This window comes from Verrucomicrobiota bacterium (assembly GCA_021413925.1).
GTDB lineage: Bacteria > Verrucomicrobiota > Verrucomicrobiia > Chthoniobacterales > UBA6821 > UBA6821.
Genome location: JAIOPL010000012.1, coordinates 1 through 23,518, shown reverse-complemented (window position 1 = coordinate 23,518; position 23,518 = coordinate 1). Strand labels below are relative to the sequence as shown.

Genomic DNA, 23,518 nt, shown 5'->3' with positions numbered 1-23,518 from the left:
AGGTCGAAGGTCGAAGGTCGAAGGTCGAAGGTCGAAGGTCGAAGGTCGAAGGTCGAAGGTCGAAGGTCGAAGGTCGAAGGTCGAAGGTCGAAGGTCGAAGGTCGAAGGTCGAGAGCCAAGTCACCTGGAGGTGACGCGGCAGACTGCCGAAGGCAGCCCCAGCGGGGCGGCACCGCTTGCCGGGCGGCAAGTGCCGTCAATCGAGCGTCGAGGGCGAAACCAACAGCCCCCTTCCCCACCCCCTTCCCCACCCCCTTTCAACTTTTCAACTTTTCAACTTTTCAACTTCCCCCTTCCCCCTCTTAGCTCTTCGCTCCCATGGTCACATGGACCTTGAGGGTCTTGCCGGGCTCGATGGGCAGTGTGGAACCGGTCCACTTCTTTCCATCCACAAGAATGCCCGAGACGCCGTGCTCGACATGGTCGGGGTTGGAGACCTCGATGTCGTAGGTGCAGCCACGGAAGATGCGCTGAACGGAAAATCCGTCCCAGTGCGCGGGAATGCAGGGATCGATGATCAACCCCTCGAACGTCTTGCGAACCCCGAGGATCCACTCCGAGTAGGCGACCCATGTCCAGGCCACGGTGCCAGTCACCCAGAGGCCGAGCGATTTTCCGGCGATGTAGGGATGGAACATCGCGGCGCGGGAATTGGTGAAGGCGAACGGCGGGCAGTCCGCTCCCGGGTTCGATTGGTCGGCATCGCCGCCGGGCATGATGGCCCGGAGCGTGGCGTAGGCTTTCCCGCCGCGGCCGCTCACGCAGTCGGCGACGATCTTAAAGGCGGCGGCGTGGCAGTAACAGGATCCGTTCTCGATCGTGCCCGGTGAGAATCCCGTGATGGTGCCTATGGTGCGATCCATGGTGTCGAAGGCGGGGCTCAACAGGAGCGGCCCCACGGGCGAGTCGAGTTCGCTGTCGATCGCCTGAAGGCACTGCTGCGCGCGCCCGGAATCAGCGATTCCGGAGATGACCGCCCAGGATTGCGGATTGAGAAAGATTTTTCCCGTCCGCTCGGCGGCGGTGCCGATCGCGCGTCCCTCGTCGTTGAAGGCAATGCGATACCAGGAACCGTCCCAGCCGGCGTCATTCACGGCGGCGCGGAGGTATTCCCTCTTCTCACGCATCTCGTCAACCAGCGTCGGGTTTTTGACAAAGCGGGCCAGCTCCATGATCTCTCCGAGGGCATGGTAGAGGGCGATCGTGAGCCACACGCCGACGCCGTGGCCTTTTTTCCCGAGCATGTGGGCGGTGTCGCACCAGTCGCCGTCGTGGATGCGGCAGAGTCCGTGGGCGCCGCGGTCCTCATGGAGGAAGCGCACGGCGGCAAGCATGTGCTCGAGCACGGTGCCGGAGCCTTCATCCAGATATGGGCACACCTCGTCAAGCAGGGCGATGTCACCGGTTTCCCTGATGTAGGCATTGATGGCCAGGGGAATCCATATCGGGCCGTCGGCATAGAGTTCGTCCGCTAGGGTATTCACCGCATTCCAGGCCCGCACACAGCGGCCGCTGCGGTACACATGGGCCATGGCCTTAAGAATCTTTTCCCGCGTTGCGGCGGGATCCAGGGAGGAGGCGCCCATGGCATCCTGCAGCGTATCCCGGAACCCGGTGCTGTAGATGCGGGTCCAGTCCAGGCAGAACCGCAGGTTGTGCTTCGTCCAGGTATTGAAAAGCCGGTCCGCTTCGCCATCCGGCGTGGTGCACGTGAAGCGGGCGTTCTGCTCCCGCTCGCGGGCGCCCGGGTTTGATTGAAAAACGGCCGGGCCGGCAAACGCGGCGTCGATCGCGGCATCCACCTCCTCCACGGAGTCGTGCACGCCGTAGAGGAACCGGACGGTGGACTCGCCTCCCGCCGCAAGATCGCAGGGGGTCTGGATCACTCCCGCCGGACCGTAGCCGAGGTAAGGGGTGTTCGTGCATGCCCCCTTGAGAAGGGCGTCCGGTTTTTCGATCCCGGGCTTGCACCCGATGAATGCGGCATACGCGGCATCGTAGCCCGCCACCTCGGAGTCGCAGGCCACGAACCCGTTGAAATACGGGAGCGTGCAGTGCGCGTCGGTGTTGGTGTAAAGGAGAACCCGCTTGGCGGAGTCGAAATCACTGCGCAGGCAGGTGATATGGAACGGCGTGTGATATCCCGAAAGACTCACATCCATGAAGCTGTAGACATTCAAATGAGCCTCCGACGCGCCTTTGTTCTCGACGCGAACGAGCCACAACTCGCCTCGCACGCCCTCCGGAACGCGTATTTGCAGCGACAGTTTCAGTCCCTGCCACTCCGCCTCGTAGGTTATGTATCCTTGGCCGAAGACCACGCGCTCGCCCTCCGCTCCGGTCGGGAAGCTGGTGAAGGCACCCGTGGTCTTGTCCTGGACAAAAACCCGCCTACGCCCCCCGTTCAAGGTCGTGCGCTCCCCCTTGGGATGCCGCAGGAAACTGGCGCCCGTTCCGTCGGCCAGCGTCTGGGCAAGGAAGGAATCATTCCAGAGATAGTTGTTCCACGCCCTGGGCTGCTTGTCGGGATGCTCCAGCCAAAACTCCTCGCCATTCCCCGAGAAGCGGCCGCACGCAGCGGCTCCCCCGTACATTTCAGTATTTGTTTCGTTTTTCAACATGAGAGGGATCCGTTACGGCTTCGCCGCCTGATCGGGAAAGCGGAAGGGAGTGGCCGGCAGGCCTTCCTTGTTGAAGAGATTGGCCTCGGGCCAACCTGCCCAGGCGTAGCGGACCGCCGTTGGATTCTTGACCTCGGGACTCGAGATAACCACCGAGTTCCCCTTGATCGAGGCTTTGGCCGGTTGGAAAGCCACGCCGTCCGCGGAAAGTTCAAAGCCCTTGAGCTCCTCTCCGCTTGCCACGAGGCCGCCACCGGTGGCCGCGAAGTCGATCCGGCACTCGTCGTTGGCGAATTCCACCTTTTCAGGATAGGGACTCTCGGAAATCAGATCCTTCTCACCATACACCAGCCTGCGCGCCTGCAGGGCCAGACGCTGCGCCACGGGAAGTTTCTTCCGGGGATGGATGTCGTAAGGGTCGCCCACGTCGAATGTCACCACCTCGGCCACTCCCTTGACCGAACGAGAGACATTGAACTGGGCTTGGCGGATATGGCAGTAGCCGTGGTCCTCGTTCTCCCCCTTGAAAGTCGCCAGGGTGGCCGCGTCCATGTCGAGCCGGGTGTCTTTATCTCCCTGATGCTTGATGAAGCCGGAGAGCTGCACGATCAGGAACGGCATGTCGGGATTGTTCCAAACCTTGCGCCAGCTCTCGATCATCGCGGTCAGACCCGCCGCGTAGAAAGGGCCCTTGCCTTTTCCAGCGTTCATCTCGCCCTGGTAAAACACCACCCCGCGCACCGGGAAGGGGACCAGCGGGGCCACCATGTCATTGTAAGCGGCGGAGGTGGCGTTCGGATACGGTTTGCCCCGGAGAGGGGCCAATTCCGGATTCGCGGCAACAGTCTCGTCATCCACCCACGCCTGGACCGGCAGGATCGCACCCAGCTGGAGGATTCCGATCGGGACGCTTCCCTTCAAATAGTCCGTCAGCTCACGCGCAAAAAAATAGCTCAGGCCGCTCACGCACCCTGGAACCGTCTGGGAGAGCGGCTTGTCACCGGAACTCCAACGCGGCGCGAGATAGGAGGCGTTTTCCCACTTGCAGGCGCCCCAGAACGAATACGCCTCGTCACGCGGCTCGGCGACCTTCGGCAAGTCACGGCTTCCCATAGAGAGCACGCGGATGTTCGGGTAGTTGCCGCGCGTGGCGATCGCCTCCTCCGCCCCGTCGCAGTTGTGAAGCGGAATCAGGGAGTTGGACTGCCCGGCCACGATCCAGACATCCCCCACCAGGACCTGCGTGAGAAGGATGGTCTCTTTAGGGTTCGCTCCCGAGATCGCGAGCGTGTACGGACCGCCGGCCGGCGTCGGTGCCAGGGTGACCTTCCATTTACCACCCGAGGCCACGGTCGTGACCTTCTGGTCACCGAAGATCACCGTGATCGTCTCACCATCCGCCGCCTTGCCCCAAACCGGCACGGGAACATCGCGCTGGATCACCATGTTTTCTGAAAAGAAGGAGGGAACGCTCAAGGCGAAGGTGGAACAGGGGAACGCCCCGAGAAGCAGCGCGGCGGCGGTCAAAGCGAGACGGGAATAAAAAGGACGCATATCCAAGGAGTGGGGTTGAAGTGGGGTTTTAGGGGTTGGGAGGAGGGACAGATCGAAACGGAAAAGATGTTTCTAAACAAACCTGTCATGGTTTTCAACCGCCATGTGGGTGGAGGGCTGTTGGTAGGGAGGCGGATTGTTGATTGTTGATTGAGCCCTCGACCTTCGATTGACGGCACTTGCCGCCCGGCAAGCGGTGCCGCCCCGCTGGGGCTGCCTTCGGCAGTCTGCCGCGTCACCTCCAGGTGACTTGGCTCTCGACGCTCGACGCTCGACGCTCGACTTCAGATTGCTGGTTGTTGGTCTTTTGGGAGAAAGGCGGAAGACTGCATTTTTAACCACGAAGGCTGCTGTTGGCTGGCATGGAGGAAGTTTCGACATGTCGGAACTTGAGTGTGATTGACAGTGTGCTCATCTCTGCAAGCTAGCTTGCAAGAGTGAGCCCACAGGCAATCCTGCTCTGCGATGCAGAGCCCATGCCCCTCTTTTCCGCCCTTTGGCTGACTCCTTGGATTGCCCTTGGATCCCCCTTCGTGGTGAATCATCCCAAAAGTTGCAATAGAAAGTGGTGACAAAGAATTTTATCAGGAAATCAGGAATGGAGGGAACTTGGCAGGCGGGTCGGGATTGAATACCAAAGGAAAAATCTCCCCAACTACCAACTACCAACTACCAACTACCAACTACCAACTACCAGCTCCCAGCTCCCAGCTCCCAGCTCCCAGCTCCCAGCTCCCAGCTCCCAGCTCCCAGCTCCCAGCTCCCAGCTCCCTATCCCCTCCCGCTTCGCGGGGATCCGCCATCAGCCATCAGCCTTCAGTCTAAAAGCCTAATCGCCTCTTTTTGGCCGATCAGTCGCGGATTTCCTTGACCCGACCGGTGACAGGTTCGATCACCAGCAGCACGGAGTTTTTAGGGGTGGAACCGCCATCAATCACAATGTTGTTACCGATGATGTGACCCGAAGCAATCCGGATCGACACAGCCTTGCCTGTCATGCTGAGAAGACCGCCGCCGGGGCCGAATGCAACAGCTCGAAAATCAGTCCCGATCACCAAGTTGTTACTCCCATCGCGCAGAGGCGCCACTGGCAGTGTCACAGCCAAGTTGGATTGAGCGGCGGCCAATCCATCGGGTGTGGTGGTCCACGACTCGGTCGTCGCGTCGTAATTCGGATCAACAAAAGCAGTCTCTTTCAGCGTCTTCCATGGCATGGTTTGGCTCCACTCCCACACTCCCCCAGTGCCGGTTCTCGCCTCAAAGACGGCGAGTCTTCTCCATGCCGCCTCGCCACTGGTCCTGAAAACTACAACCGTGGCATCACCTCCGGACTGGGCGCTCCCACGGGCAATTTGCAAGGAGTCTGAGACCGTCCGCGCCCCTGCAGTGAGCGATGGCCCTTGCATGACGGAGGAGACTCCAATAGTTGTCAGCGAAACCAAGAGAACCATTATGGCGATGGCGAGCAATAACTCAAGGAGACTGAACGCGTCCCTTCTTCCGTTCCTCCGGCGGATGGTCCGGATGCATCGGGTGCGGGGAGAGGAGAGGAACTTGCCGTCGAGGATTCCCTTGGCTGGCAGAACCAGAGGGAGCTTATTCTCCTTTCTTTTCATTTGGTTTCACTTCGATGAGGTTTACCGTGCTGTTTCGCGTGTTGGCTGGATTCATCTCATCCACCCGCTGCACGGCAAATTTCGTGCCTTTGGCCAGCACTTCTCTTGCGGTTTTTTCGAGAGTGAGAAGCCCTGATAAATCCAATGCGCCCAAGAGTGCTTTGAACTGCTCCTGCGTCATCGGGCCGGCATCGATTTGGAAAACAAAGCGCCGGGCACCCGGGGCGTCGAACCGCCACATGTCATTCCCCCGATCCTTGATGAGCCCCTTCGATCCGCCCGGAGGCTTGAACGGGATGGTCTTGCTATCAGAGGCTTGATCCGCTCTTAACAACTGGTTCTGGAAATCATGAAGAGTCGATGTCTGGGAACCGAGATCGACCACCTTGATCGTGAGAGTGAATTCCGGCATCTCTTTGGTAACAGGAACCCGGTAGGCACGGGTCGCCACCGTGGTCGGCAAGCTCTGAACAGAGACATCCATCCGACCATCGGATCTCTTAAGCTGCCAGTCCCTTGAGACAGGGGGAAATGCAGCCAAGAGCGAGGAGGGATCCACCGTGAGCATGGGGGGGCCTTTGCGATTCTCCTCGGGCAGTAACTCGGGAGTGGGGCTGGCAGCGGTCTGTTGGGCCAGAGCGGCGGCGCATCGAAGCAGAAATAAAGAGAGGAGCGATGAGCGGAGGAGGGTTTTCATTCGAGGTAGCGTAAATCGGAAATCTCAATTTTTTGCGGGATGATCCAGTCGTCACTGGTGCCTGGCCGGCCATCGAGTCCGGTAAAGGATTGGCCAGAGGTGTTAGTGTAGGCATTGATTCTGGTGGCACTACTACCGGAGGTCTGGTAACCGGAGCGGGTGATGACATCAAAGCGTTTCGGACCTTGCATTATCTGCCCAGGATACATACCAGTCCCTCCCTCATCGACACTTCGGCTTAATGTTGCCTCGATCCTTTTGGTGGCCATGGTGGTCAGTTTCCCAGTTGGGCCTTCCTTCATTGATTCCGCGGTCACGAACACGCGATAGTCATCGCATTGTGTCGTGACTATGTCCGCCAGGGATCGTGCCAGGGATTCCTTCTCGTATTCATTCGCTCCAGCCGACATGCCGGGTACCGTCATGATTTGGCCTTGATACACAAAAAGGTCATCCGGGCCGATCGCTTTACCGCCGGATGCGGCCGTCGTTGCGATAGCAGTAGCAAGCGTTTTCCGCGTATCAGAGTCAGCCACCCGGTTTCCCAGGAGCGCTTCCAGCGGCTTCTTGCGGGTGATTCCCCATGGCCAGAGGGTGGCGTTGATGTTCATCTTCCCGTCGGTCTGGTTCGCGATGCTCCGATCAAACGGGACATAGAAGTAATTCCACAACAACCAATCGGGAACCGCCTCACCCGCGTCGAAAAACTTGAAGGTTGCCCAGGGCTTGCCCGAATCAACACCCGTCGGGACGCTGGAGAGATAGCCCACACCGGGCAAGCCAAGGATGCAGGATGCGGACTGGCTCTCCACATTCTGCGAATGTAAGTCCTGGCTACCAGTGCCGGGGCCCAAGCGGCCCCTGAGGCGGCCGCGTACGAACTGAAGCAGGCCGGGCGGCCGCGACAGGTCGGAATCATTGCCATCCGTACCGCCGGTGTAATTGGAATTCTGAGCTCCCAAGGTGTCGCTGCTTGTCTGAACCCAGTTCGCTCCCTTGCGTGTCACGCGAGGATCATTTGCCTGAAGGGACTCAATATCTGGAATAATCCCATTCACATCGAAATTGTCGAAACGGAACTCGAGCATATCCGAGACACCGGCAGTGGCTAGATTCGGATCCGCAGGCTCGTCAAAAATTCCGGGAATTGCCGCCCAGGCAAAAGGGCTTGAAATCGGGAGATTATTCACATGAGAACATGCGACTTCGAAAATCATACGAAGCTTGAGCTTGAAACTGACTGTCGATCCCGAAGCAAAGGGGCCGATGTAAATGCCAATTGTGCCCGGCGTAACACCGGACATTTGCTGATATCCTGTCGTCGAGGGAAGACTGTATCCCGCAGTGATGCCTTCGGCGAGTGATGAATTAGCCGCCCCGCCAGCTCTGGTTATCAGTTGAGAACGAAAGTTTGCCCGGACCGAAGTCGCTCCGGACTCATAGATGACATCCGGGACATAGAAGGTTCTTTGGCTGGTGAGATTGTATAATTCGAACGAAGGAGAGAGAGACCAGCGCGGCGGCACGAATTCCTCGGCACGAATAACAATCTGGATAAAGCGGTCACTGCTCCTGCCCACAGGAGTGGCCGTTACAGCCCCGGGCCCCGGAGGAGTCGTCCAAGTGGGGTCGCCAAGCAGGAAAAGCCAAGCCACATTAGCGCCATTTGCCACTTGGGTCATGACTGCAGTGGGCTTGGGCAGTCCGTTGACCTGCGCATTCAGATTGACACCTAACGAGGTATTGGTCGCCGAGGTATTCGCCAAAGCATTCAAGGCTGTCACTTGAGCGTTTCCTGAAAGGCTATCGAATGAGAGTGTGCTCGCTACCGCCGCAATTTCACTGACAAAGGAATTTCCAGCTGTGGGTGCCCGTCGCTTGGAAGTATCGGTCACCATGGGAAGCCTGCGGCCGCTGTAGTGTTTTTTATTTTCGTCAATAAAACGCGCCGTAGCAGGGGGAGGATTAAGCGGGTCGATGACGGCGTCTTGCGTCTGCTTGTTAAAGGTGAGGGTGCGGATTCCCCCGGGGAGCTGGGGGTCGAGGGATCCCATGACCAATCCTGCTATTTCTGTCGTGATTTGATCAGGGGCCTCGCCGGCGGCTTGATACTTGGAGGCAATGGAGGAGGATACGCCGGGGGACTGAATGGCGAGCGTGTCGGCTATGCCCTGCAAGCCATCTTGGATGCGCTGCTTATGTGAATTATTAAAAGTCAGGGCTGTGAGATCGCGGAGGATCCGCCGCGATCCAGATGTCAAATCACCCGCCCAGGCAGGGACCTGCACCATGCGCGAATCTTGAAGATACCGGAAGACGTCAGTGTCCCCGGAACTTGTTACAAACAATGTCCGCGAATCGTTCCGCATTTGCGCTTCGGTAAGGTCGCTAAGGTCATTGGCCGAGGCCGGCCGGAAGCTGAGCGCCATTTTGGGGAGGCCCAGGGGGTTGATTTCCGGCGTTCGGCCGCGTGTGGTGAGGTAGCCCTTGTTCTTTTTGTAGGTGTCCGTTCCGACGATACGGCTCCAGTCGCCCGGCGTCTGAAAAAACCTCACGGAGAGGTCAACCCCATTCGCAAGGGCCGTGTCCCAGTAGGTGGGAGCAGTTGTAGTCGGTGTGGACTTTGCAGTACTCAAAAGCGAGTTCTCGGCGTCTGCCCGGAGGAAGTAGGAGCCGGCGTAGCGGAAGGTGTTGAGGCTCTGTGTCTCGGTCACTCCATCAAGGAAGGCGAGATTGACCGAGCTGGGGTGAGCGGTCAGGTTTTGCATCGTGTTTTGGCGAAGCGTGTCTGCCGTGACAGCGGAGAAGACCGGGACCCCATTGGCGTCAAATGTCACCCGATCGGTCATCCAGGGATTCTTAGACCAGACATTGGTCTTATACTGAGTAAGAAACGAGGCGCCATTGTTTGTGAATGCGCCATTAGTGGCGGCGGCTTGCGCTGCCAGTGTAGAATACCAATTCTGCAAGTCCGGCATATTGAAAGTAGTCATTCCAAGGCCGGCTGTGTTCAGATTCACCCGAGCGTTCTCAAGATCAGCCCAGTAGGCGTAGCGACCCACCACGGGTGAAGTCCGGGTGGCCGTCGGATCAGTGATCCGCGTGCCATCGGCGAGGACGTAAATCCAGCGCACGCTCATGTCGGGAGCGGTAGAGTATTCGGAATTCTTGGGGAGGATGGGATTCCTGCCATCGGCGAGAGGGGCATTGAGGTTGACCTGCAGAGTCGTGTCTCCTCCCGGGGTGGGAGCGCCCGAATGGAGGTCCACCTGCTGCCAGGCGGCGCCATCCCACTGCCGGATGCGCCCGGGAGCCGCCGCCCAGTGCTTGTCGAGAGGGATGCCAGCCAGTTTGGCTGCGACGTCGTCCAAGGCCATCAGCGACAGGGAATCCGCGCGCTCTCTGGCCAGGTTGCCGGCGCTCTGTCCACGGTCCGAGAGGGCTATGGCCAGCGCGCTGACCACCACCACGACCAGCACGCTGAGAATGGAAAGGACAACCAGGAGGGAACTCCCCGACTGCACTGAAGCGCCTGTGGCTTTAACCCGGATCCGGCAATCGCTTACAAGGAGCCTCGGAACACGCTGGTAAAAATTTTTTCCGGCTTTGCAGGATTTTATTCTGGCGATCGAATTCATGGCGGCTATCGCGTGAGGGCCACGGTGGTGCTGACCACCCGCGCCTGGTTTTTCAAAGAAGCGGGAAGCCCCGCCACAAACGCATCCACATCGTTCCAGACGCTGCCGGGGTTGCCTGAATCGACCCGGGTCGGAGGGGTAGTAAGTCGCTTGATCATCCGCATGGGTGCCGTGACCAGGATAATCTCGACGAGCGGAGGCATGGCAGGTCCGGAAACATTTAGCCAGACCGAACCGGCTGATCGCCTGTAACTGAACCCCTGCAGCGAGTCGTAGAAGTTCGAAGTGATGGCAGCACCATTAGTGTCAGCGCTTGCAGGACTAAACTCAGTCCGGTAATAGGTATTATCCGATGTGGCATTTACTGGAATGTATGTAACATTTATCGGTGCGCGGGCATAGTTTGAGATCGGTCGCCCTTCCGGATCCAAGACCCGGATATAAATTGCCAGAACCCCATCGGCCACCCAGCCTTGGTAACCGTTATTCGCATTGGCGGGTGCCACAGCCGTCACATTCGAGTCGTTCACCCAGACGGTGTTGTTGGTGGCTTGGCCCCGGAGGATTTGCAAACGGTTCTCGACCCCGCCACCGGAGACAAAATACCGGCAGAGAACGGGGCGAGCGCTCCCGGCGGCGGTTTCCCATCGCAGGAAATACCCGACTAAAGAGGTGCCCCCGAGGGTCGTGCCACGGGAAGTCGTCCAAAAAATACTGCCGGCATTACGGAGTTCCGTTGGCAAATTCGTGGGATTCACCAGCATTTGCAGTTGGCGCGCATCGTTGGTGGGCGTGGCGGGGTTTCCAGTTTCGAAGTTCTGCACGGGGGACTGCACCGCCGCGCGCAGATCCCCGGCGATCACTTCGAGCATGGCGGCGGCGTCCAGCCGTTGCCTCGAACCGGAGTCCACCATCGTGAACTGGGTCTGCGCGGCGGAAAAGACCGAAGCAAGCAGGACCACGAGCAAGCTCAGGATCGCGCAAGCGACCAAAACCTCGACGAGGGTGAACCCCCGCTTGGCAAGTTTACCAACTTGTTCCATAGGGAAACAGGGACATGGGGTTGGTGACCGATTCTTGATAGCCCGGTCCGGGATACGACACGACCAACCGGACGGTTGTCCGATTCGACGGAACCGTGGCAGGCACAGCGTTTGTGTTCAAGCGAGGCACCACGCGGTAATGCGCGTTTGTATTGGTGCCTGAAGGATTGGGATAGCTGACATTCGTGAGCAATCTCCCCCCCTTGTCAAAGAAGAAGACCGCACCCGTGCTGTTGGTAAGAACGGTGACGAGCGCGGAGAAATTCGACGAACCATACGCCGACCGGGCGCGCATCAGCGCCTCCGCGGAGCGTGTCACTTGGCAGATCTCGAAGTCGCGCTGCGATAAACGCGCGCTTGTCTGGGCAATCCCCATCGTGCCGATGATCGGCACCACTGCAAACGCAATAATTCCGAGGACGATGGCAATTTCAACCAAGCTGAACCCTTGCCGGGACAAGTCGTGTGCGGGGGCATTCACAGGGAATAAATTCCAAGATCTCCAGTCGTTACATCCGGGCGAAACGCCAAGGACACCTCATCCAATGAAAAAATCCCCATGGAAATCCCAACCTCCATGAGGCTGGAACCGGGTTGATCAATCTGCAGCGAGGGAGGGTGCATCGCGTGTATGATATCAGTACCATGAGCATCCGGGTTACTCAACAACTTATACCCTAGGCTGAAGGTCGAAGGTCGAGGGTCGAGAGCCAAGTCACCTGGAGGTGACGCTCGCCTTTCGCCTTTCGCCTTTCGCCTTTCGCCTTTCGCCTTTCGCCTTTCGCCTTTCGCCTTTCGCCTTTCGCCTTTCGCCTTTCGCCTTTCGCCTTTCGCCTTTCGCCTTTCGCCTTTCGACTCTCGACTTGGCCCCTTGATCCTTCACGGCAACTTGGTCAGATCATCGCAGGTGGCGGGCCAGGAATTCCGCGATCTCGTCGAGTCTCTCCGGCAGGCTAAGTAGTTCGGTGCTGTGTCCCGCGCCCGGAATGACCTGCAGGGTGCTTTCGACTCCTGCATCGCGGAGCGCCTTGTGCAGTCTCCGGCTCTGAACCAACGGCACGATGTCGTCCTGATCCCCGTGAACGGTGAGAAACGGTGCGCTTCGGCCATGCACATGATGAAGGGGGCCGGCGGTGCGGGCCTTTTCCAGATTTTGTGAAAACGGTCCGCCGAGAAGCCGGTAAACCGCCGATTCCGGGGAATCCATCGAGGGGGAAAACGGTACTCCCCATTCCAGGAAATCGACCGGCCCGAACCAATCGACCACGCATCCGACCTCGCTTGACTGATCAAGATGATCACCGGCATCGAAGTCCCGCGTGAGGCCGGTGGTGCCGAGGAGTGCCGCAAGGTGTCCCCCGGCGGATGCCCCCCAGGCGCCGATCCGGGCGGGGTCGATCCCGTGTTCCGCGGCATGGGCGCGCAGCCAGCGCACGGCGGATTTGCAATCCTGCAGCTGGGAGGGAAAAGCCGCCTCGTCGCTCAGCCGATAGCCGATGCTGGCGATGACATAACCTCTCTCCGCAAAGTCGCTCACCGGGCAGGGATTTTTGTCGCCGCATTCCCAACCTCCGCCGTGGATCCACACGACCGCCGGCATCGGAACCTGAGCATGATCCGGCAGGTAAAGATCGAGCGTCTGCCTCGGGCTGCCGCCTGCGAGATAGGGAATGTCACGAATGATTCTCATGAGTGGGAAATCGCTGATTAAACCGGTTCTTCGCTAGTTTGAGAGGGTGACTCGGGGAGGAATCCTGAAGAGTTACCTCAACACCGAGCACCGGGAGTCGCAAGTGGGAAAGTAAAAGGTAGGGATCGGGAATGGAGAGATTTTCACCACAACGCCGAGTGTCTGGGGAGGCACGACGTAGCCTATGCGATGACGCACAGCCCGCAAGGGATCGGATCGCCGGAGCGATTGAAGCAATGCGGGATCAGATTATTCACCACGAAGGGGGATCCAAGGGCAATCCAAGGAGGCAGCCAAAGGGAGGGGAAAGAGGGGCATGGGCTCTGCATCGCAGAGCAGGATTGTCTGTGGGCTCACCCTTGCAAGCTAGCTTGCAGAGATGAGCACACTGTCAATCACACTGAAGTTCCGATATGTCGGAACTTCCTCCATGCCAGCCAACATCAGATTTCTGCCCTCTCTTCAGTTGCAGTCCTCTTCAGTCTCTCGGCTGTTACCTCGGTGGTTTAAAAATCCCCCGTAAACGATTCCTTCTTTCATCCCTTCGTGTCCTTTGTGTCCTTCGTGGTTTAAAAAATGCAGCATTCCGCCTTCCTCCTTACTCCTTGAGGCGGTTCCCTACGGGAAATCGGTGCGGAAGGGCGAGGCGGGGAGGCCCGCCTTGTTGTGGAGATTGACCTCGGGGTTGTCGTCCCATCCATAGCGGGCAGATCTGGGTTCGGCGACCTCGGAACTGGAAACCAAGATCTCCTCGCCGTCGATTTTGGCATCCGCCCAGACAAAGCGTCCATCCTCTCCCGCAACGGCGAAGCCGCGCAGGACATCGCCCCGGCAGACCAATCCGCCGTCGGCATGATCAAAGGAAATCCGCAGCGAGGAGCCTTCGCGTTTCGCGGAGCGGAAGAGCGGACCGCACGGGATGACGTCGGTGTGACCGTAAGTGCCGTGAAGCGCGTTGAGGGCCAGCCTGAGGCCCACATCCTTTTTATTGCGGGGATGGATGTCGCCGGCCTCGCCGATGTCGATGGTGACGGCCATTCCCGTATTCGGCAGCGCGAGCGCCATCGTCTGCGCCTCGCGAAGTTCCGCCCACTTACTCTCACCCGGTTGCTCCTGCCTGGCCATGAAGTTGGCGAGTTGGACGAAGTAGAAGGGGAAGTCCCCTTGACCCCACGCCTCGCGCCAGTTGCGGATGAGGACTTGGAAGAGGGTGCGGTATTGCGCGGCGCGCGGGACATTCGACTCGCCCTGATACCAGATGGCTCCGCGAATGGCGAAGGGCAGGAGCGGGGAAATCATGCCGTTGAAGAGGGCGCCCGGGGCATTGCAGTGTTCCGGACCGAGCGGTTCCTCGGGCACTTGCACAAAACCGTAATCAGTCTCGACCGCATACCGCCAGGTTCCTGCCAATGAAATGGCGGCATCCCCCGGGCGATCGGGACAGGTGAGCTGCATGAATTCCGCAGGGCCGGTCATGCCACCCGCAAATTTGTCGCTGTGGACGCGCACGGCGATGACATTCCGACCGGCGCGGACAAGTTCCCCGGGCACCGTGTAGGTGCGCAGGTGCGACCACGAATCTTCTCGCTCCGCCATGGTGATGCCACCGACCCGCTCGTTGTTGAAATAAGTCGTGTCGCTCTTGTCGGTGGCGCCAATGGCAAGCTGCAGCTCCTTGCCGGCCCAAGCCACGGGAATCTCGATCGTTTTGCGAAACCAAAGGATGCCGCTGAAATTGCAGCCATGGCTTTGCCAGACTCCCGGCAATTCCATCTCCTTCCATCCGGCCTGCGGTTCCTCCATTGCGGCCCATCCCTCCGCATGCTTCGTGTTTCCCTTGTCGCGCGTCCTCTCCTCCATCGCTTCCCAAGCAATCCGCCACGCCTTCTGTCGCGAAGCCAAGACCTCCGGATCGCGCTCGAAGGTTTCCAGGATTCCCCGAGTGACAGGATTTTCCTCAAGCGCATCCCACCGCGTCCAGGCTTCGGCCGGCGTTCCTCCCCATGAAGTGTGGATCAGGCCGACGGGTATGTTCAGGCGGCTGTGAAGTTCGCGGCCGAAGTAATAGGCGACCGCCGAGAAACCGGCCGCTGTCGCCGGAGAACAGGCGCACCAGGAAGCACCCGTCACGCTGGTCTCGGCGAGACCCGAGGGACGCCGGGGAACCGTGAACAGGCGAATCTCCTGAAAATCAGCCCGCTGGAACTCCCCCACTCCGTTCAGGCTGCTTTTGAGAGGCCATTCCATATTGGATTGACCCGAACAGACCCAGACCTCGCCGACAAGAATGTCGGAGATCGAGAGAGTGGCGCCATCGGATGCGGAGACTTCCAGAACGGCGGGCTTGTTGCTTGCGGTCAGCGGTGCCAAGCGGACCATCCAGTTTCCATCATTGTCAGCGGTTCCCGAAACTTGCTGACCTCCAAAACGCACGGTGATCGTGCTTCCAGGGGATGCGGAGCCCCAGACGGGAACCGGGATTCCCTGCTGAAGGACCATCCCGTTGGTGAAGATGGATGCAATTTTCATGGATGTGATTTTGTGAAAAAGGGGTTATCCCAGATTTTGGGTTTTTCCACAATGGGTGTGCACATCAATTTCCATGTTCACTACTTCGTGCCCCTCGTGCTCTTCGTGGTGAATAGTCAAAAAACTTTTTAAACCACGAAGGACACAAAGGACACGAAGGGATGCAAGAAGGAATTGTTTCCGGGAGATTGTTAAACCACCGAGTAGACAGCCGACAAACCGAAGAAGACGGAAACTAGTCTTTTAGACTGAAGGCTGAAGGCTGCATTTTTTAAACCACGAAGGACACGAAGGACACGAAGAGATGCAGGCATGGTACCCAGCGCATTGCGCTGTGGTGGATGCTGAGTGTGGGATCACCTCTGCAAGCGAGCTTGCGAGAGAGATCCCCCACTCAGCAAAGCTCCGAGTCACGGAGCCCATGTCCCTCTTTCACTCCCTTTGGCTGCCTCCTTGGATTGCCCTTGGATCCCCCTTCGTGGTGAATAATCTGATCCCGCATTCATTCAATCGCTCCAGCGATCCGATCCCTTGCGGGCTATGCGTCATCGCATAGGCTACGCCGTGCCTCCCCAGGCACTCGGCGTTGTGGTAAAAATCTCCCCAACTCCTAACTCCCAACTCCTAACTCCCAACTCCTAACTCCTAACTCCTAACTCCTAACTCCTAACTCCTAACTCCTAACTCCTAACTCCTAACTCCTAACTCCTATGCTTCCCCTCGGGATCAAGGGCTCTGTGGTGAAATTCTCCCCTTTCATCCCTCATCCTTCATAATTCATCCTTTGGGCTTATTCATTCAGCGGAGGGAAGTAAATCCAGAGGTGCCCGTTGCGGTCATCCTCAGCGGCGAGGATTTCGCCGTCGGAGCCCACCAGCAGATCCGAGAACTGCAGGCCGTAGCGGCGTGTGGTGAGGGTGGAGACGGGAACCCCGAGGTCGCGGGCCCATCCCCCCTCCCCTCCCCTCCCGATCGCATACCAATGCGCGATCTCCGGGCCTGCGGAAGCGAAGATGCGTCCATCGCGCAAGCGACAGAGCGCGTGCACCGGAGTCAGCGGAATCCGGCCGCGCTCGCTGAAAACACCATCGCTCCACTCGAAAACCCTCCCCTCCTCGTCGGCGAAGAGAAAGCCTCCGGGGAAGGCGCGCAACACTTGCGGCGTCGACGCAGGGATGGGCAGCTTTTCCGCCGGACCGATCTCCATGCGTTCCCACAGGATCGGCATGATCTCCCATTCGCGGCTGAGAAGTTGGTCTGCGCCGTCGATTTTCAAAACGGCTTGGATTCCGCCCACTTGGACGGTTTTTTCCAGAGCGGGTTCCGCGCCGTTGCAATTGAGAAAGAACCCTGTCCCCCCGCCCCATGCAAAGATCCGTGTCCCGGATTCGACCATGCCATCGATGGAGGCGACGGGAAGGGCTAGGAGTTGCTTAAAGGGTCGCAGTCCCACATGCCACTCCTGGATGCCATGCCCGAGGGAAGCCGTGTAGGAACGATGAAGGGCGGCGCCTTCAGCTCCAGTGCAGGCCACAAGGAGCATCTCGCCGTCGAGCATGGTGTGGGAGAGCAGAGCGGTGATCTCCGTGGCGCCCGGCGGTGTCCCGAGATCCACCGCAAATCCGAAGGTGCCCTTGGGGCGGAACTGCAGGAGATGGGGCACCGGTCCGCGGGTGGCGACGAACAGGTCCAGACCGGAAGCCGACTGAAAAAGACGGTGCGCACGGGTCTCGTCGGCCGGCGGCGGCAGGGAGACGCCGGGAAAGCACGGTGGAAGTGCAAGAAAGGTTCCCTCGTTGACGAAGTCGCCGTTGACGGGTGGTGGCGTCCCTATCCCCATAAGCGCAAATACTGATCGGGCTGCACGACGCGCGGTTGGTCGGGAAGGGTGACGCGGTAGGCACCGGCGGGCCGGGTGAGAATTTTTCCGAACACCATGTTCCCCCGCGCGCTCAGAGCGCCCCGTGACACATAGTGGTTGGCATCCTTGTCGCTGAAAAGCGATCCCAGCCGCTCCCAGGTATTCTTGTCGGGATCAAAGCGCATGAGCATCGAGGATGTGGACCCACCGCAGCAGCCGGCGCTTTTCCCACTCCACTCGGCCTTCACCAGATACAGCCTGTCGTCAGCTCCCCAGACGAGGCCGCCGACGTGGTCAAGGTTGACCGACATGACCTCACGCGGGTCGCGATTCTGGGTGACCGGGCCAAGGTCCTCCAACCTTCCCTGCGCCCCCTCCATCGGCCAGAAACGCGCCAGATGCGGATGGCCTTTCCAAGGAACCATGTAGATGGCACCGCTTCGCGGATCAGCCACGGCATCGTAGAGAACGCCGTGCCACGCGGATTGGTAGGCGGCGTGGGGATAGAAATGCGGAAGCTCCTCGAGGCGCCGGCGTTCGGGGTCAAAGCGAAGCATGCGCCCCGAGTCGTCGAACAGGTAAGCCCGCCCGATGGCATCAAGAAAGATGCACTGGGTGTTGATCGATCCGATGCGCCCATGGTCGGTGAGGAGTCCCGAGGCGAGGTCGTAGGAAACGAAATGATCCCTCGGGTAGGTGACGGCATAGAGAACGCGCCGTCGCTCATCGAGGGCCAGGCAGCGGCAGCCCTCCTTCGGAATCATGAGCCGGGATTCCGTCACAACATTCGCGGTGGTATCGTAACTGATCAGGTAGGCACCACGGAAAGCGCGCGCCGGGTCGTTCCAGGAGGCCCACGGGTTGTAGGAGGTTTCCCCCTTGGGTGGTCCGCTCAGGTGGGTGGCGGCATGGATCAGCCCCTTTTCCCGGTCGGGGACGAAGCTGTAGTGGATCTTGCACTGCGTGGCCCGGCCGCTGTCGCGCAGGTCGCCGGTGACCTCGTCCAGGTCGAACAGGTACTCAAGCGTGTCGGTGGCTTCGTCCAGACGGACGACGGTCGCGGTCTCGCCGCCCGTGTGCTCGGTGCAACAGGCGATGTAGATCCTGCCGTCGGGTCCGGTTTGCACGCTCCAGCAGGAGTCCGAGAGCGGGCGTTCGGTGAATTCGTTGTATTTCCAATTCATGAAATGAGTCCCCCGTTCTGGGCGTCGAGCAGGTCGCGGAAGGGACCGGGGTTCGACGCGAGTTCGGAGTAGGTCCCATCCTGCACGATTCTTCCGTGGTCGAACACCACTACACGGTCGCAGAAACGGACGGTCGAGAGCCGGTGGGCGATGACAAACGCGGTATTGTCCTTCATCGCATGGGTGAGAGTCTCGGTGATCAGGCTCTCCGATGCCGTATCCAAGGCCGATGTCGCCTCGTCGAAGATGAAAATCGCGGGCTGCTGCGCCAGGGCGCGGGCGATGCCAATCCGCTGGCGCTGACCGCCTGAGAGAGTCGCCCCCCCTTCGCCTAGGACGGTATGGATCGTGTCGGGCAATTCCCGGACAAACTCCCAGGCGTTCGCCCGCTCCAGCGCCGCCACGATTTCCCCGTCGGTGGCGTCCGGATTCGCGAGGAGGATGTTTTCCCTCACGCTAGCGTGGAAGAGGAAGGTCTCCTGCGGGACGACTCCGAACTGTCTCCTCACGGTCTGCAGCGACACATCGCGCAGGTCGATGCCCCCGAGCAGGATCTCCCCCTTTCCCGGGTCGTAGAGGCGCAGCATCAGCGAGACGATCGTGCTTTTTCCGCACCCCGAGTGGCCGACAAAAGCGACCTTCTGACCGTAGGGAACCTTCAGGGAGATGCCGTGAATGACCGGGCTGCCCTGGTAAGCGAAGACCATATCCCTCAGCTCCACGCTAGGGCGTTCCGGGATTTCGACTTCCGTGGCGGGCGCCTCGGGCGTGGAAGTCCTGTGCGCCAGGACCGACTCGATCCGGTTGAGGCCGGCATGGGCGACGCCCTGTGCAAGCGCGCATTGGAAGAGGCCGCCAATCAAAGGCTGGATGCTGGCGTAGGAGGCCAGGGTGGCCACGATCTCTCCCAACTGCACCCGCCCCTGCACAAAAAGGATGGTTCCGGCCACGGCCAGGGCGGAGAAAACGACCGCTTGGATGGCCTCGGACTTCAACCCCAGGAGGTGGCTCCGCACCTGGACTTCGTAGGACTTGCTACCGATGTCGGCCGCATCCTGCCGGAAACGCTCGACCACGCTCTCTTCGGCCCCGAGGATCTTGACGGCCTTCTGGCCGCGAAGCAGCTCGGAGGCGCGCCCGGAGACGGAGCTTTCGAGCCTTTGGAAGGATTGGTTGAGTTCGCGGATTTGCTTCGTGGCTCCGGGGGAGACCCAGGCATTGAGCAAAAGCCCCCCGAGGAGGATGCCGGCCAGGATGGGATTCCAGGAAAAAACCAGCGCCAGCGTCGAAAGCAGGGTGAACATCACGAAGGGAACGACCAGGACGAACTGGAAGAGAAACTGTTGAACTCCCCCCAGCGGACTGCCGAAGAGGTAGCTCAGCAATTCTCCCGACGGTTTCTGCTCGTGGAACCGAAGGCAGAGAAAATTCACATGCTGGAAGAAATCGGTGCGGATGCGGACGAGCGCCCTGGTGCAGGCACGGGCGAAGAGCCGCATGCTGAAATGCCAGCAGAGCATCCTGCCGACGAGAGCGACGAACAGGTAACACGCCATCAGCAGAATCGCCCCCTTGATCTTGGAAGCGGGGGGAAGATCGGCCAGAAGCACCGAGTCGGTGAGATACTTGGGGACGGCATTCTGTGCCGTAATGGCCATGCCGCAGACCATGTTCAGCCCGAGCGCGCCGAGAATGAGCCCACGCGAGTTGCGGAAATAGCGCCAGAGCGTGCTCCAAAAGGGAAAGGTCCGCTCTTGAAACGGCAAAATGTGTTGCGTGGTGTTCATCGGCTCTCAACTAGATCCCCGGTCAGCCCTCTCCCTTGAGAACCATTCCAAACCTTGATCAAGAAATCCCCTGCGCACTGGCGCGCAGCGTGAGGAGTTGCCGTGGCGCGATCGTCGCGGACTTCCCTCCGACCGGCTTGGAATTTCCTCCCCGCAGGTCGGTGATCTCCCAGGATTCGGCCCCGAGGAGCCGGATGGTCTCCTGCCTGTCGGTGGGATTGAAGACGCGGAAGATCCAGCGGCCGTCCTCCAGAGCAGAGGAGGAGAGAACCACATGGCCAGAGACCGAGGGGTGATCACCGGCCCGAATCGCTTTCCTGTTGCCCATGTCGGCCAATTCCTGGATGTCGAGGAACTCGGCTTGCGGGGCGGCGGCCAGGCTCTGGGCGATGTGGAACAGATCCGTGGCGGGCACCTCGCCGTCGAACGGCTTGAGAGCCATGTGGAACTTGTGCACGCCGTGAATCTGCCCGCCCTCGTTGCCGTCAGTGAAGACAGCCCGCCGGAACCCGCGAAGAAGTGTCAGGCAGAGCGGACGGTCGGATTGGTCGAGCACGGCGCTCTCGTATTGACCGGGCGCGAGCAAGGCCAGACCGTGTTGACCGTCGGTCGTCGCAACCCAGTTTTGCTGCGGCGTCATTTCCACCTGGAGTTCGCGCGCAAGGTGGCGGTCCTGCCGGAGCTTGACGCGACGCTCGACCGCATCGAACGGAGTGTCGGCCCAGAACGATTCCGCCTTGGCGAGGCGGGTCGGACAGAAAAGGCGCAGACGATGGTCGCTCGGGGTGTTGTGAACGGTTGTCTCGATCTCCACATGCCCGGAGCCCTTCCTCAGGGTCACCCGATGTTCGACCACCAGCGGGACGAGCGTCGAACTGCGCTTGCCGCTGCTGAAATCATATGCCGACGGCACCGACCATTCGACGCGGATGCAAAGACGCGCGAGGAGCGGCCCGTTCTCGGCAATGCCAAATGTGGTGTTTCCGCCGGTGGAAACATAGGCCCGGTCCTGCAAGGCGATCCCGTGAAACCAGCCGTCGCCGATGTCCGCGGTGTCTTCGAGTGCCAGCAGATCGTGGTATTCGGCGCCGGACTTGAGGTCTTTCAGGAAGATCGTCCCGTTGTCGGCCGCCGTCACTTCCAGGAACTCGTTGCGAAGGGTTTTCCGGTCCACGCCGATCATCCCCTCCATCGGGATTCGCGTGGGACCTTCGGCCGGCTTCAATATGAAATGTTGCGCCGTGGCCGCGGGCAGCGTGGTGTCGATGGCGATCCGCACGCCCTGCCGGCCGCCTGCATAAGGCATGTGATTCGGGGCGACGCGCACATGTTGCGTCGAGGGCACGACCTCCAGGAGTTGATAGGCGACCTCGCGGCCCTCCGTGTCGTAAATGCGGAATGACGGCTTCATTTCAAAGCCGAAGAATTCGGCGAACTGCGGCAAGGGAAGCAGGCGCACGAAGACCTCGGGAGAGTGATGCGTCGACCCAGCCGCCGGTGCAAACACTCCAAGAGCCAGTTCCCCCTCCTCCAACCGGTCCTGCACGACGGCGCCAGTCAGGGACCTTAAGGCATGGCCAAGGTGGAACTCCGCGATGTGCCGGCTTTGGTCGAAGCGGTAGGGCATGGCGTCGTGGGTGACATCGGGACTGCAGCCGCAAATGCTGTCGTGGGGGTGGTTTTTGAGCAGATATTCCCACGCGAGCTCCAGCGCCCTGGCAGGATACTCAATGCCGAGTGCAAACTTCGCCGCGGCGCACCATGGTTCCGCCCAAAGCGTCAGCAAGGTTTCGCCCTCATGGTTGGCCTGTTTCAGGGGGATGCGGCTGCTTCCCACGCCGGGAATCAGCCAGCCTTGAGTCTCCATGCTCGCGGGCACACGCAACTCGCCCTCCACCCTCGTGTAGGAGGGTGAACCCGCCGACTCGTCGCGGAGCGCGGCGATGAAATCATCGAGACTCGAAACCTTGACCACTTCGCGACCGGCCAGGCTGTTAATTTTGGCAACGACCTCAAGCAATGCCGGATCGAACTCGATATGATCCGCGCCATCGAACCAGAGCAATGTCCGGCCCGCGCCGCCGGCCTGCGCCAGTTTCAGGTAGGTGGCCGCATTTTCCACCATTTCATCAACGCTGGGGCGCTCGTCCGGACTCATGGATTTGCGGACATGGAAGCCGAAATCGACGTAACCATGGCCGGTGAAGCGGTGGATGAGAATACTGCTGCCATCGGGACTTTGCCACCGGAACGGATTACCGAGCCCGGTGTCGATGCCGCGCCAAAGAATGGCATTGTCGATACCAAGACCGGCCAGCACCTGCGGCATCTGGCTGTTGTGGCCGAAGATGTCGCACAGCCACCCCACCCTGCTCGTCTGCCCGAATTCCTCGGACCGCTTCATGCCAAGCAGGAAGTTTCTCACGAGCGACTCCCCGCTCACGAGAAACTCGTCCGGAAGATTATACCACGGGCCGACCTTGAAGCGGCCTTCCGCGATCAGGCGGCGCAGCAACGCCTCCTTCTCCGGCCGGATTTCGAGGTAATCCTCAACGGGAATGAACTGACCGTCCATCTGGTAGGCCGGCAATTTTCCGGACTCGAGTTCGTCGAGGATCGTGTCGAGCACCGAGACGAGTTTTCCCCGGAACTTTTGAAACGGCTGATACCACTCGCGGTCCCAGTGGGAACTGAAGACAAGATGGATTGATCCATCGAAGTTTTTAAAAGCCTGCTGCGCTTCCGCCGATTGCTGGGACATGGTTTTTGTTCTTCGCTAGTTTGAGTGGATGACTCGGAGAGGAATCATGAACAGTCACATCAACACCGAGCACCGGGAGTCGCAAGTGGGAAAGAAAAAAAGTTAGAAAGTGACGGGTAGGAATCGGCAATGGAGGGTTTTTTACCACCGAGCCCTTGATCCCGAGAGGAAGCATTGGACTTAGGAGATAGGAGCTGGGAGTAGGGAGCTGGGAGTTGGTAGTTGGGGAGATTTTTACCACAACGCCGAGTGCCTGGGGAGGCACGGCGTAGCCTATGCGATGACGCATAGCCCGCAAGGGATCGGATCGCCGGAGCGATTGAAGCAATGCGGGATCAGATTATTCACCACGAAGGAGGATCCAAGGGCAATCCAAGGAGGCAGCCAAAGGGAGTGAAAGAGGGGCATGGGCTCTGCATCGCAGAGCAGGATTGCCTGTGGGCTCACTCTTGCAAGCTAGCTTGCAGAGATGAGCACACTGTCAATCACACTCAAGTTCCGACATGTCGAAACTTCCTCCATGCCAGCCAACAGCAG

General features: G+C 59.7%; 14 protein-coding genes. All 14 read right to left on the bottom strand.

Annotated features, from left to right (window positions below; all coding sequences use genetic code 11):
- Window positions 1-239 (bottom strand): hypothetical protein (locus K8R57_05845; GenBank protein MCE9587819.1); only part of this gene is annotated, 239 nt, incomplete at its 3' end.
- A gap of 63 nt (window positions 240-302) precedes the next feature.
- Window positions 303-2,621 (bottom strand): hypothetical protein, encoded by a 2,319-nt coding sequence (locus K8R57_05840; GenBank protein MCE9587818.1) that lies wholly within the window; start codon window positions 2,619-2,621, stop codon window positions 303-305.
- Window positions 2,622-2,633: 12 nt separating this feature from the next.
- Window positions 2,634-4,175 carry a sialate O-acetylesterase gene (locus K8R57_05835; GenBank protein MCE9587817.1) on the bottom strand — a complete coding sequence of 514 codons (1,542 nt, stop codon included), beginning with the start codon at window positions 4,173-4,175 and terminating at the stop codon, window positions 2,634-2,636.
- A gap of 851 nt (window positions 4,176-5,026) precedes the next feature.
- Entirely contained in the window at window positions 5,027-5,791 is a 765-nt protein-coding gene (locus K8R57_05830; GenBank protein MCE9587816.1) for a prepilin-type N-terminal cleavage/methylation domain-containing protein, read from the bottom strand.
- Window positions 5,772-6,488: a hypothetical protein gene (locus K8R57_05825; protein MCE9587815.1), complete on the bottom strand. Its 717-nt coding sequence runs from the start codon at window positions 6,486-6,488 to the stop codon at window positions 5,772-5,774. Before K8R57_05825 ends, K8R57_05830 begins: the two co-directional genes overlap by 20 nt.
- Window positions 6,485-10,126 (bottom strand): hypothetical protein, encoded by a 3,642-nt coding sequence (locus K8R57_05820; protein ID MCE9587814.1) that lies wholly within the window; start codon window positions 10,124-10,126, stop codon window positions 6,485-6,487. Before K8R57_05820 ends, K8R57_05825 begins: the two co-directional genes overlap by 4 nt.
- 5 nt (window positions 10,127-10,131) lie before the next feature.
- Complete coding sequence (locus K8R57_05815) at window positions 10,132-11,169, bottom strand: prepilin-type N-terminal cleavage/methylation domain-containing protein (protein MCE9587813.1); 1,038 nt, start codon at window positions 11,167-11,169, stop codon at window positions 10,132-10,134.
- Window positions 11,153-11,488, bottom strand: a complete 336-nt coding sequence (locus tag K8R57_05810) for a hypothetical protein (GenBank protein ID MCE9587812.1) — start codon at window positions 11,486-11,488, stop codon at window positions 11,153-11,155. Before K8R57_05810 ends, K8R57_05815 begins: the two co-directional genes overlap by 17 nt.
- 579 nt (window positions 11,489-12,067) lie before the next feature.
- Window positions 12,068-12,859, bottom strand: a complete 792-nt coding sequence (locus K8R57_05805) for an alpha/beta hydrolase (GenBank protein MCE9587811.1) — start codon at window positions 12,857-12,859, stop codon at window positions 12,068-12,070.
- Between the two features lie 618 nt (window positions 12,860-13,477).
- Window positions 13,478-15,388, bottom strand: coding sequence for a 9-O-acetylesterase (locus tag K8R57_05800; GenBank protein ID MCE9587810.1), 1,911 nt, complete (start codon window positions 15,386-15,388; stop codon window positions 13,478-13,480).
- Between the two features lie 790 nt (window positions 15,389-16,178).
- Window positions 16,179-17,228 (bottom strand): hypothetical protein, encoded by a 1,050-nt coding sequence (locus K8R57_05795; GenBank protein ID MCE9587809.1) that lies wholly within the window; start codon window positions 17,226-17,228, stop codon window positions 16,179-16,181.
- Window positions 17,219-18,433, bottom strand: a complete 1,215-nt coding sequence (locus K8R57_05790; GenBank protein MCE9587808.1) for a hypothetical protein — start codon at window positions 18,431-18,433, stop codon at window positions 17,219-17,221. The genes K8R57_05795 and K8R57_05790 overlap by 10 nt, the downstream gene beginning before the upstream one ends.
- Window positions 18,430-20,220 carry an ABC transporter ATP-binding protein/permease gene (locus K8R57_05785; protein MCE9587807.1) on the bottom strand — a complete coding sequence of 597 codons (1,791 nt, stop codon included), beginning with the start codon at window positions 20,218-20,220 and terminating at the stop codon, window positions 18,430-18,432. Before K8R57_05785 ends, K8R57_05790 begins: the two co-directional genes overlap by 4 nt.
- Before the next feature lie 58 nt (window positions 20,221-20,278).
- Window positions 20,279-22,981, bottom strand: coding sequence for a hypothetical protein (locus K8R57_05780; GenBank protein MCE9587806.1), 2,703 nt, complete (start codon window positions 22,979-22,981; stop codon window positions 20,279-20,281).
- Between the last annotated feature and the right edge of the window lie 537 nt (window positions 22,982-23,518).

Bases quoted from the DNA above. Each gene is read 5' to 3' on its own strand.
- K8R57_05835 (MCE9587817.1), bottom strand. From the start codon at position 4,175: ATGCGTCCTTTTTATTCCCGTCTCGCTTTGACCGCCGCCGCGCTGCTT.
- K8R57_05795 (MCE9587809.1), bottom strand. From the start codon at position 17,228: ATGGGGATAGGGACGCCACCACCCGTCAACGGCGACTTCGTCAACGAG.
- K8R57_05785 (MCE9587807.1), bottom strand. From the start codon at position 20,220: ATGAACACCACGCAACACATTTTGCCGTTTCAAGAGCGGACCTTTCCC.
- K8R57_05815 (MCE9587813.1), bottom strand. From the start codon at position 11,169: ATGGAACAAGTTGGTAAACTTGCCAAGCGGGGGTTCACCCTCGTCGAG.
- K8R57_05780 (MCE9587806.1), bottom strand. From the start codon at position 22,981: ATGTCCCAGCAATCGGCGGAAGCGCAGCAGGCTTTTAAAAACTTCGAT.
- K8R57_05830 (MCE9587816.1), bottom strand. From the start codon at position 5,791: ATGAAAAGAAAGGAGAATAAGCTCCCTCTGGTTCTGCCAGCCAAGGGA.
- K8R57_05840 (MCE9587818.1), bottom strand. From the start codon at position 2,621: ATGTTGAAAAACGAAACAAATACTGAAATGTACGGGGGAGCCGCTGCG.
- K8R57_05820 (MCE9587814.1), bottom strand. From the start codon at position 10,126: ATGAATTCGATCGCCAGAATAAAATCCTGCAAAGCCGGAAAAAATTTT.
- K8R57_05825 (MCE9587815.1), bottom strand. From the start codon at position 6,488: ATGAAAACCCTCCTCCGCTCATCGCTCCTCTCTTTATTTCTGCTTCGA.
- K8R57_05805 (MCE9587811.1), bottom strand. From the start codon at position 12,859: ATGAGAATCATTCGTGACATTCCCTATCTCGCAGGCGGCAGCCCGAGG.
- K8R57_05800 (MCE9587810.1), bottom strand. From the start codon at position 15,388: ATGAAAATTGCATCCATCTTCACCAACGGGATGGTCCTTCAGCAGGGA.
- K8R57_05790 (MCE9587808.1), bottom strand. From the start codon at position 18,433: ATGAATTGGAAATACAACGAATTCACCGAACGCCCGCTCTCGGACTCC.